The following is a 10416-nucleotide window of genomic DNA, read 5'->3' as shown; positions in this document are numbered from 1 at the left end:
TCTTAGGATTGCCGTACTTTGCGCCGGCAGCGGCGGGATCGGTCTTCGCTAGCGCATGGACCTCGGCGAACGGTCCAGCCTTCTGCTGCAGGTAGGGGATGACCTTCGAGGCCCAGATTTCCTCGACCATTCTATCCGGATTGAAGGCCGAGCTGTTGGCGCTGTCGCCGCCCTGCGCCGACTGTGTCGGCAGGATCTTGCAGGCGCTGAGGCCGATGCCGGCGGTTATCGCGAGGATCAGCCAAGTCTGCCTGGTCGGACAAGTCGGCTTGGTCATGACAATCAAGGGCACCCGGAAAGTGAAATGGAGGCGAGGGGCGAACGTGCGTTCGCCCCTCGCAGTGTGCATCGCGCCGGCTCAGTTCTTGAGCGCGAAGGTCTCCAGCTTGGGAGCATTGTCGCCGTTGATGAGGACGCAGTCCATCAGCTGCTTTTCCTTCTCGGGCGACTTCTTGTTTTTGATGTACTCGTTGGCCTGCTCGACCGCCATCTGCGCCTGAGCGTAGGCCGGCTGCAGCACCGTCGCCTTGATGCCGCCGGAGGTGATGGAGTCGCGCACGTCATTCGAGCCGTCGAAGCCGACGACGATGACATCCTTGCGGCCGGCGGCGGCCAATGCCGCGTAGGCGCCCATCGCCATCGTGTCGTTGCCCGAAATAACGCCCTTGATGTCGGGGTTGGCCTGCAGGATCGATTCCATCTTGGAATAGGCTTCGGTCTGGCTCCAATTGGCCGACTGCTGCGCGACCATCTTCAGGTCCGGATAGTCGTCGATGACGTCGTGATAGCCCTTGGATCGGATGCCGGCATTGGTGTCGGATTCCTTGCCGACCAGCTCGACGTAATTGCCCTTCTCGCCCATCAGCTTGACGAATTCCTGCGCGCCAAGCTGGGCGCCCTGGTAATTGTTGGAGACGATCTGCGCCACGGCGACACCGGTGGCGTTGATCTCGCGGTCGATCAGGAACGAGGGAACGCCGGCGTCCTTGGCCTTCTGCACGGCGGCGACGGTGGCGTCGGCGCCGGCATTGTCGAGGATGATGGCCTTGGCGCCGCGGCCGATCGCCGTGTCGATCAGTTCCGACTGCTTGTTGGCGTCGTCATCATGCACCAGCACCAAGGTGTCGTAGCCGAGCTCCTTGGCCTTGGCTTCGGCGCCCACCGCTTCCGCCTTGAAGAACGGATTGTCGTGCGAGGGCGTGATGATGGCAATCAGGTCCGCCGCATAAGCAGGCATCGCGGTGCCGAGTGCGAGCATGCCGGCGAAAGCCGCAAGCGTCATTCTTCGAGTAAGCTTCATGAAGTCCTCCCATTGAAAACCTGCCTCGGAGACCGAGGCCATTTGTCTGAATTCGTCCGGCGGTGCAGGCTGCGCCGCTCGGATTTTGAAAGCCTTTGGCCGCTTTCGCCCGAAGCGGGCCTGGCTGTCGCTCCCCGCCTCCTTCGCTCGTCCATCGATCCGAGCCTGAACAGCTAAAGCTAACTGGTATGATGAGTCAATCACTAATTAAGGTGATGTGTATCTGATAAGCGGCGATCTCACGTGATACGCTTGATGCTGGCGGCAATCTCCTCCGGCTCGAAGACGCGCTTCCAATCGTCACGCATCAGCACCGGCTTGCCGAATTCGATCGCCTTGTTGCAGGCGTCCGAGAACACGCCCTTGGTTTCGCCGAAAATGACGGCGCCGAGCACGTTCATGTGGCCGAGCAGGAAGTCGAGCGCCGCCTGCCGGTCGACGCCCCGCGCCACAACCTCATCGAGGGCTTCCTTCATGACGACGAGCAGCGACGCGCAGACAGTCTCAGAAAGACCAGGTTCGAGCAGGGCCATCTGCTCGACGGTCACGCGGTGCGAGCGCATCACCGGCGCCCAGATGATGCGGGCGATTTCCTCACCCTTGGCATAGTCCTCCTCCGGGCCCTGCATAAGGGCGCTGACGAAATGCTGCTTGGCCTTGACGCCGCCGAAGAAGTCCTTCTTGGCCGCCATGTCGGTTTCGTCGTTGAAGATCGGCGGATGGCAGGGATGCGTGACGAAGTAGGTAAGGTCGGGGCGCTCGGGCAGATGGCCGGCAAAAGGCGCCGCGGCGTCGAGCACGATCACCATCGTCCCCGGCGCCAGCTTGCTTTCGATGCTCGCCGCGACCTTGCCGATATGCGTGTCGGGAACCGCCAGGATCACGACTTCGGCGCCCGCGAGCGCCTCGTCGACGCTGAGCGTGTCGATGCCAAGACCGCTTTTCAGCCGCTCCTTGCCCGCCTCGCTGATCTCGACGTGACGGATCGCATAGGGGGAAGCGCAAAAATTGGTCGACAGCCGGTAGCCCATTTTGCCGCCCGCACCGAACAGCGCAATCGTTGTCATCTAACCTGCTCCTGATGTTCTAGACGACGGCCAATGCAGATCGTCACATTGTATACTGGTATAATCACTCTACCAAATTGGCAAGAGAAATCGCTGATTTGTCGCTCCCTCACTTCGGGTGGGCCGTTGCCGCGCTCGCATCCGCGTCGGCCGTTGCATCATCGTCGCCGTCTGCGATTTCGACAAACGCGCGCCGCGCCTGCGCCTGACGTCCGGCCAGCGCCAGAACGAAGATGACGACAACGCCCTGCACGATGTCCTGCGCGCCCGGAGGAAGGCCGATGATCTGCATGGTGGTGACGATGAGGACGAGCAGGATGCTGGCGAAGAGTGTGCCGAGCGCGGTCGCCGAGCCGCCGAAGATCAGCGTTCCGCCAAGCACCACGGCGGCGATCGACTGCAGGAGATAGGGCTGGCCCATTTCGAGGAATGCGCCGCCGATATAGGCGCCGAGCAGCAGCCCGTCTAGCGAAGCCAGCGCCGACGAGATGATGAAGGCCGACGCGATCACGCGCCCGTTTCGGATGCCGGCGAGCCGTGCCGCGGCGCGGTTCTGGCCGACCGCCGAGAGCAATTGCCCGAAGACGGTGTAGCGCAGCACGAAGGCAGTCGCCGCCACGCCGAGGATGGCGATGATCGCCATGATCGGCACGCCCGAAATGCGCCCGGTCGCCAGTTCCTTCAGTGCCGGGCTGACGGCGAAGCCCGGTATCGCCTTGTTCGACAGCAGCGTCGCCGTCGCCAACACATAGCCGGTCGCCAACGTCGCGATGATGGCCGGAATGCCGAGACCGACAACGAGCAGCGAATTGAGCGCCCCGACCGCAAGGCCGAGCAGGATGGCGGCGAGCACGCCGATGGCAAGGTTGGCGTCCTGGCCCTTGATGGTCAGCAGCGCGACGAAGGCACTGAGCGTGATCACGGAGGCGACCGACAGATCGATATTGCCGCGCCCGGTCGTCACCACGAACATCTGGCCGATGCCGACGACCGTCAGGAAGGATGCCGACAGAATGACGCCGGACAGGCTGGACAGGCTGAATCGGTTGGTGACGACGGACAGCACCAGCCACAAAATAAGCACGCCGATCGCCGACCAGATCCAACGGTTCCGTTGCGCCCAGATGCCGAAGCCGGCGAATGCGCTCATGGCTCGCTCCTGCGGTCGGCGGTCAGGCTGCGCAACGTCAGCAGCGCGATCAGGATCAACCCTTGCGTGGCGGCGTTGTAGTCGCTGCTGACGCTGAGCGTGCCGAGCAGCGCGCCGATGAGCGACAGCGTCACCGCACCGGCGACGGCGCCGATCGGCGAGATGGTGCCGCCGAGCAGCGAGCAGCCGCCCATCACCACGGCGGCAACGCTGAGCAAGGTATAGGAATTGCCGGAATTGATGTCGCTCGCCGTGTTGATGGCCGTCAGCGACAGGCCCGCGGCGCCTGCAAACAAGCCGGCGATTAGATAGCGCACCAGCGCGTAGCGCGTCGGCGACCATCCCGAGCGGATCATCGCCGCCGGATTGTTGCCGAAGCCACGCAACACCACGCCGAGCGGCAGCCGGTCGATGACGAGCACGATCAGAGCCACAGCGGCGATCAAGATGATCGACGTCGGCATAAATCCGATCGACCAGCCGAACAGCGTCGACAGCCACTCGGGACTGGCACCACCCGGCGTCGGCTGCAGAGCATAGCCGATGCCGACCCAGATGAAGGACGCGCCGAGCGTGACGACGATCGCCGGGATTTTGCGCGCCTGGATGATGCCGCCAAGGCCCGCATAGGCGGAAAGCGCTGCCACCAGCGCCAGCGCGCCGAGCCAGGGCTGGTCGTAGAGCAGCGTCGCGCTGAGCACGCTAACCAGGCCTGCGAAGGCGCCGACGCCGAGGTCGATCTCGCTGCCGCCGACGATGAACATCTGCGCTGCCGTCACCAGCACCAGCGACAGCGCCGGCATCAACAAAAGGTCGAGCCCGAAAGCCGAGGCGACCGCGGGATTGATCGCGATCATGATGGCGAGCACGGCGGCAAGCCCGATGAACGGCGCCGAATTGACCAGCCGGCGCCCGAGCCTCGCCATAGCGGTCCGGTCCTTCGCGGCGCTCGCCTGCCGGTCCGCCGATTGCTCGAAGGAGGCGCCGACGATCGCCTGCTCGGTGATCGCCTCGCCTGCCAGTTCCTTGACGATCCGCCCGCCGGAAAAGACCAGCACGCGGTCGCAGGCGAGCAGCTCGGCGTCTTCGGTCGTGTGCCAGATCAGCGCGCGGCCGCCGCGCGCGACCTCGTTGCAGAGCCGGTAGAAATCCTGCTTGGTGGCGATGTCGACGCCGCGCGTCGGATCGTCGAGCAGGATGACCGGCGTGTCGGCGACCAGTGCCCGCGCCACCAACGCCTTCTGCTGGTTGCCGCCGCTGAGCTCGGTGATGCTGGACTGAAAGCGCTTCTCGTCCAGCCGCAGGCGGCTTGCCGCACGTGAAGCGGTGTCTCGGTTGGCTCGGTCGGAAACGACAGCTAGCGCCGGGCGGCGGGCAAGCGCGCCGATGCTGATGTTGCCGAGCACGCTCCACAGCGGGAACACGCCTTCCTTCTGCCGGTCGCCGGCGATGAAGCCTGCCTCCGCCCCCCTGGAGACGCCCGCATGCTGCTTTCGGTCGGGCTTGAAGATCGCGTGCAGCAATTCCTTTTGCCCGCTGCCTTCGAGACCGGCAAGCCCGACGATCTCGCCGCGCACGATGTCGATGCCATGGCCGAGCTCGGCTGTCAGCGGCCCGGAGAGCCGCACCAGCACGTCCTGGGAGGATGCGCCCGCGACGGCGTGCTGGTGGACCGGGTCGGCATTGCCGCCCATCAATTGCACCAGCTTGCCGATCGAAGCGTCCGCGGCATGGCCCTGCCAAGCGGTGCGGCCGTTGCGCAGCACCACGACTTCGGTGGCGATGTCGATGATTTCCTGCAGCTTGTGACTGATGAAGATGAAGGCGAGCCCGGCTTTCGCCCGCTCGCGAATGAAGGCCCTGAGCTGCTTCGATCGGTCGAGATCAAGCGAGGATGTCGGCTCGTCGAGCACGATCAGGTTGACGCCCGGCGTCGCCGCAGCGCGCGCGATCTCCACCATCTGCCGTTCGGCGATGGTGAGGTGGCCGACCTCGGCGTCGGCGTCGATGCCGTTGCCGGGAAAGACGGCATCCAGCGCCGCGCGGGCACGGGCGCGGTAGAGCGCGCGCCAGCCCGGCCGGCTTGCGGAATCGCCCGGTGTTTCCAGGAAAAAGTTCTCGGCGACGGACAGGTTGGCGCAGAGCGACAGCTCCTGGTGCACCATGCGGATACCACGCCGCTGCGCTTCGCCGGTGTCGTAATCGGCGAAAGCCATTTCTCCACCGGCAAAGGAAATCGAGCCGAGCGTCGGCCACATTGCACCGCACAGAATGCGCATCAACGTCGATTTGCCGGCGCCGTTGCCGCCGACCAGCCCGATCACGTCGCCGGCGCCGACCGAAAGATCGATCCCCGCGTTGGCGAGCGTCGGCCCGAAACTCTTGGTGATCCCGCTGAGCGCGACGACGGCTGGCCGGGCAGACGCAGCAGGCACCGCGGTTGCGGCGCTGTCCTGAGCGGCAACGGCAAGCTGGGACATTCGTCCTCCGGTTCTTCGCAAAGCGAGGATCGGGCGCGGCCGTAGGCGACGCCCGATCCCTGGACTGGTTGCCTTACTTGCTGAGCAGGTTCTGCTTGACCCAATCCAGCGAATAGCTCGGGCTGATGATTTGGCCGCCCGGCAGCTTGGCGTAGTCCTTCAGGTTGCCGGCGTCGACCGTCGCCACCGGCATGATCATCAGCTTGGGCGCCTTGGCGCCCTTGAGCAGCGACAGGCCGAGCCAGAAGGCGGCCCCGCCGATACCGGGCGTGGTGTTCATCGATACGGTCTGGTAGCCGTTCTTGGCATTCTCCTCGGCCCACCATTTGACGAAGTCGGTGCCGCCGCCGCCTTCGATGACCGGCATCTTGTCCTTGTAGTCGCCGCCATACTGGACGAAGGCCTGGGCGATGCCGACATCGTCGCTACCGCCTTGGCCGAGCACGGCGTCGACGTGCGGCAGCGAGGGCAGCACGTTGGCGATCGCCGCTTGCGCCACCGAGGCCGTGGCCTGGCCGTAGACGGTCGCGACCACCTTGATATCCGGGTATTTCGCCAGCACCGACTGCTGCGCGTTGAACATGTCGTTGTCGGGCGCCGAACCCTTCACGCCGCGCACCTGGATGACGTTACCCTTGCCGCCGAGCATCTTGAACACGGCTTCCGCCTGGGCAGCCTTGTAACCCTTGAAATCGAAATTGAGCTGGTAGTTGCAAGGCGCCGAAGCGACCGAGTCGAAAGAGATGACGATGATGCCGGCCTTGCAGGCCTTTTCGATGACACCGTTAACCGCGGTCTCCGAGGCGGCGTCGACGGCGAGCACGTCGACCTTCTTTAGGATCAATTCGGCGATCTGGCTGTTCTGCTGTGCGACCGAACCATCGCCGTTCATGATGATGTAATCGGCGATCTGGCCGGCGGCTTTCGCTTCCTTGGCCGAAGCCTCGAAAGCTTCCACCATCTGATGCCGCCAGGTGTTGCCGTAATAGGCGTTGGCCAACGCGATGACCGGCTTATCCGGGGACGCCATCGCCGGCAGCGCCGCAACGCTGGTCAGCGCGGCGCTGGCAAGCGCCGCCACTATTGCAAACTTCATGATACTTCCTCCCAGATTGTACCGCCAACACGGTCGGCCTGCTTGTACTTCCGTTATGGCGTCCTCCCGTAGACACCATACCATCCACATGTTATACCAGCATACCTCTGCTGCGCAAGCCGGTCCGCACGTCCTCAGTCATTCTCCATCGGCGCGGCCCCCATAGATATTGATCGACGCGGTGTTTCGCCTCGCCGCGCCAGAGTGAATAGTCGCTGCCGCGGTGGATATCGGCGAGTTCTCCAGCGATCCCGCGCAGGAAGGCCACCACGTCGGGTGCAGTGTCCACTCGGCTCATTCCTCGTTCCACCGGCCGAGGTTCACGTCGACGAAGCCGGCCGGGTAGCCCCGAGCCATGACGCCGAAGTTGGCCTCGCCCTCGCTATGAACGGCGAGGACATGCTCAGGACCGAGTGGCTGATGTGTGTAGAGGTCGAACACATGTTTGTCCGACCGGCAGCCGAGCATCCGGCCGTAAGTGGCAACCACGGCCTCAGCCGCCGAGTAACCGTGGCGGGAATGGACGAGCGGCATCGCCACGTCCAGGACACGCGGCCGACCATCTGCTTCAGCATGTTTTGAAGTGCCGCATCTCGCTGTCAGAAATCGCGCGGCACGAACACCGATTCATCGTGCCACTTGCAGATAATCACTATCTACGAAATAAAACGATGCGGCGAATTCGATCGCCGATTCGACCCATTTCCGTGCTACGTCCTCGGCCCGCTGGGCGGCTAACGGCGCCCGAAACTTTCGCCGGAGGCCGAAGCGCCGAGCGGCGGCAGGACGAACTCAACGATGCTCGTGATTATGGCCGGGAAATTCGCCGGCCGCAGGAGCAGCGGTTCTCGGCCCACGAACGCAGACCACTGGCGCGACTTCTCGCTGTCCTCGGCAAAAAGCGGCACTGAGTCAGACCGGTGTCTCCATCGACAGCAATGTGTCACGAAGGTTTCGGGTACGTATCAAAACGTCGGAAATTACAGCTACATTCCGACATTTTATTGCACCAGATGGGAAAGTAAGCAGGCGGCTCTTCCCCTGTTCAGTAGGAGCCGTCGATGGTGGAATGGACGCTCCAATGACACGCACCCTAACCCGCCAGGAACTCTATGATCTTGTTTGGTCAACTCCGATTACCGAACTTGCCGATCAATTCGCGATATCGGATCGAGGACTGGCCAAAATTTGCCTGCGACATCAGATCCCGGTCCCGGGACGTGGGTACTGGGCCAAGATTGAAGCTGGGCAGTCCGCCAACAAGACACCGCTATGGAGGATTGAGAACCCTGGAATTGAAACAGTCCGCATTGGCGGATTGACCACCGACGTCAATCCTTACGTCGCTTTCGCGATCAATGCGACGAGGGCCGCCAAGCAAACCTTGCAGAAAGAGCGCAAGGCGCCCAAAGGCTCAAACACACCCGCAAAAACTCGCGACTTGGCGGCCATCGCAATTCCAGAGAGACCCCTGCACTCCTCCTTGCGGGAATTTGCCAAAGAACTCTCAAGCGCTGTCACTGACCGAACGGGAGCACTGAATGTTCGCTGGGTAAAAATCCACCGCGACAGCATCCACCGGGTGATAGCCTTTCTGAACGCTCTTGCCCACCAAATCGAGCCACAAGGGATCACCTTCGCGGGTCGCAATAGCCGTGTCGCGTTCAAGAAGGATGACGCTTTAGTAGACTTTGAAATTACGAGCCCGAAAAAACGAGTGACGACCGAGACATCTTATGGATGGAAACACTATGAGAACGTCTTCGTTGGCAGGCTGGCATTTCGGATATTTGGTCGCGCACAAGGCGTTAAAAGCAACTGGGTAGATACCGACCATAGGAAAATTGAGACCTCGATTTCCCAGATCATCGAAAGCTACCGCATAAATCTCGACGTCCAACAAACCTATGACGAGAAAGAGCGCGCCGAACGGCTACTGAGGGAGCATCTTCAGCATCGCCGCGACCTCGCAGAGAAGCGTGCAGCGCGAGAGGAGGCGCGGCTTGAATTTCTTCGCTCTATTGCGGCTGACCGACGCGAGGTCGAAGATCTGAAACTGACAATTGATGCGGTCCCCCGTCCTGATAGCCAGAAGGATGAATACGAACGAATGCTGATCTGATCGGCGGGGCGATTGGCCGTTCTAGAAGAGCGAACATCCGTAGAAAGCCTTCGGCAAGCTTTGATCGACCAGAACTTGTTTCCTGAACTGGACGACCTTCACGATCCAGAAGGCGAACCGCCTCCTAAAAAAGGTTATTGGGACTAAGAAGCAATGCAGCAGGTTGGCCAACATTCGTAGGCTATGAGAAAACGAGCATTCTGACAGCTTGTGGCTTGTAAGGTCAGAAACGATCATCGGCAATCCGCCACCAGCGATAGGATAGACGCTCTCTGAGGCTGACAGGGCCAACATCGGCCGATGGTAAGGACTCCGTTCTCGATCGCACGACTACGGGAAATTCTTTGGCATCACACCGCGTTTGTTCTACGTATGCTGTTCCCGGGCCGTCAAAGACTTAACCGTTGTCTTCTATGTACCAGAGGAGGTCGCGGCAGCGGCGGAGAAGGCCAAAGAGTTCTTCCGGGCGCAGGACCGGCGATCCTATCAGCCTACAAGAAGGGACGCCTTCCGATGAAGAGAGGCTGTACGCCACCGAATGCACCGGAAGCAGAGGCTTATCTTGCCGAAGGAGACAAACTTAGGGAGCAACTCGCGGAGAGAAGGAGGAAGAAACAAGCGGTCAAAAACCCATCGCTCATTCTAGAGCGCGATCTTATGGATCATCGCGATCGACAGCGTTTTTATTGCTAACATTGGCACCGGATCAGGTTCGATGGTTTTAGCGGGCATCACGGTGCATAAGCAGGTCATCGGCTACAAGAGCAATAGCGGGAAGAGCACCGGTTGGCGCGTTCGGTTTGACTGGACAGGATCGGATGGTCAGCCCCGGCACTCCGAGACGGTCCCGCCGGAGGGCGACAATCGACGCAACGACCCTGATCGAAACTGGGGCTTGCATGAATGATGGCGCGACCAAGTGCCAATGGAGCAGGCCAGCTCTTTTGGTTTGTGATGGATGGATCGCTCCAGCGAAGTGATAGATTGTGCTGACGGTACTTTTTGCGATCGAGTCGAGTGTGCGACCGAACACCGTCAGTGCAAAAATCAGCCGATTGGCAGCGATAGTTGGTGAAACCTCAAAAAAATTTTTGCGACAATTTTCTCTTTAAAATCAATAGCGTTATTTTTTGACGGCTTTTATGTCGGAATTGGAAGCATATCGAGAAATATTTTACAATGATTTCAGTGCCTTATAGGC

The 10416-nt window shown here is 61.5% G+C and carries 9 protein-coding genes; 1 reads left to right on the top strand and 8 read right to left on the bottom strand.

Annotated features, from left to right (window positions below; translation table 11 throughout):
* From EOA32_RS26690 to EOA32_RS26655, 8 genes are all read right to left on the bottom strand, one after another.
* Positions 1-277, bottom strand: a 277-nt coding sequence (locus EOA32_RS26690; protein WP_128373303.1) for a DUF2291 family protein, incomplete at its 3' end; no start/stop codon positions are given.
* Between the two features lie 81 nt (positions 278-358).
* Positions 359-1300: a D-ribose ABC transporter substrate-binding protein gene (locus EOA32_RS26685; protein WP_067325557.1), complete on the bottom strand. Its 942-nt coding sequence runs from the start codon at positions 1298-1300 to the stop codon at positions 359-361.
* Positions 1301-1539: 239 nt separating this feature from the next.
* Complete coding sequence (locus tag EOA32_RS26680; RefSeq protein WP_128373302.1) at positions 1540-2367, bottom strand: phosphogluconate dehydrogenase C-terminal domain-containing protein; 828 nt, start codon at positions 2365-2367, stop codon at positions 1540-1542.
* A gap of 109 nt (positions 2368-2476) precedes the next feature.
* The gene (locus EOA32_RS26675; protein WP_128373301.1) at positions 2477-3517 is read right to left on the bottom strand and encodes an ABC transporter permease; all 1041 of its coding nucleotides are present in this window, start codon (positions 3515-3517) and stop codon (positions 2477-2479) included.
* Positions 3514-5997 (bottom strand): ATP-binding cassette domain-containing protein, encoded by a 2484-nt coding sequence (locus EOA32_RS26670; RefSeq protein ID WP_128373300.1) that lies wholly within the window; start codon positions 5995-5997, stop codon positions 3514-3516. Before EOA32_RS26670 ends, EOA32_RS26675 begins: the two co-directional genes overlap by 4 nt.
* A 73-nt stretch (positions 5998-6070) precedes the next feature.
* Positions 6071-7093 carry an ABC transporter substrate-binding protein gene (locus EOA32_RS26665; protein ID WP_128373299.1) on the bottom strand — a complete coding sequence of 341 codons (1023 nt, stop codon included), beginning with the start codon at positions 7091-7093 and terminating at the stop codon, positions 6071-6073.
* Positions 7094-7184: 91 nt separating this feature from the next.
* A complete protein-coding gene (locus EOA32_RS26660) occupies positions 7185-7382 on the bottom strand; it encodes a hypothetical protein (RefSeq protein WP_189407389.1) in 198 nt (65 codons plus the stop codon).
* 5 nt (positions 7383-7387) lie between these two features.
* A complete protein-coding gene (locus EOA32_RS26655) occupies positions 7388-7627 on the bottom strand; it encodes a hypothetical protein (protein ID WP_128373297.1) in 240 nt (79 codons plus the stop codon).
* 547 nt (positions 7628-8174) lie between these two features.
* Here EOA32_RS26655 and EOA32_RS26650 point away from each other — a divergent pair.
* A complete protein-coding gene (locus EOA32_RS26650; protein ID WP_128373296.1) occupies positions 8175-9215 on the top strand; it encodes a hypothetical protein in 1041 nt (346 codons plus the stop codon).
* Positions 9216-10416: the final 1201 nt, after the last annotated feature.

Origin of the sequence: Mesorhizobium sp. M1A.F.Ca.ET.072.01.1.1 (genome assembly GCF_004023325.1) — a bacterium.
Taxonomy (GTDB): domain Bacteria; phylum Pseudomonadota; class Alphaproteobacteria; order Rhizobiales; family Rhizobiaceae; genus Mesorhizobium.
Note: the sequence above shows the minus strand (reverse complement) of the source record. Positions and strands in the feature narration are given on the sequence as shown.

Coding starts and splice junctions, on each gene's coding strand:
- EOA32_RS26650 (WP_128373296.1), top strand. CDS start 8,175: ATGACACGCACCCTAACCCGCCAGGAACTCTATGATCTTGTTTGGTCA.
- EOA32_RS26680 (WP_128373302.1), bottom strand. CDS start 2,367: ATGACAACGATTGCGCTGTTCGGTGCGGGCGGCAAAATGGGCTACCGG.
- EOA32_RS26665 (WP_128373299.1), bottom strand. CDS start 7,093: ATGAAGTTTGCAATAGTGGCGGCGCTTGCCAGCGCCGCGCTGACCAGC.
- EOA32_RS26675 (WP_128373301.1), bottom strand. CDS start 3,517: ATGAGCGCATTCGCCGGCTTCGGCATCTGGGCGCAACGGAACCGTTGG.
- EOA32_RS26655 (WP_128373297.1), bottom strand. CDS start 7,627: ATGCCGCTCGTCCATTCCCGCCACGGTTACTCGGCGGCTGAGGCCGTG.
- EOA32_RS26685 (WP_067325557.1), bottom strand. CDS start 1,300: ATGAAGCTTACTCGAAGAATGACGCTTGCGGCTTTCGCCGGCATGCTC.
- EOA32_RS26670 (WP_128373300.1), bottom strand. CDS start 5,997: ATGTCCCAGCTTGCCGTTGCCGCTCAGGACAGCGCCGCAACCGCGGTG.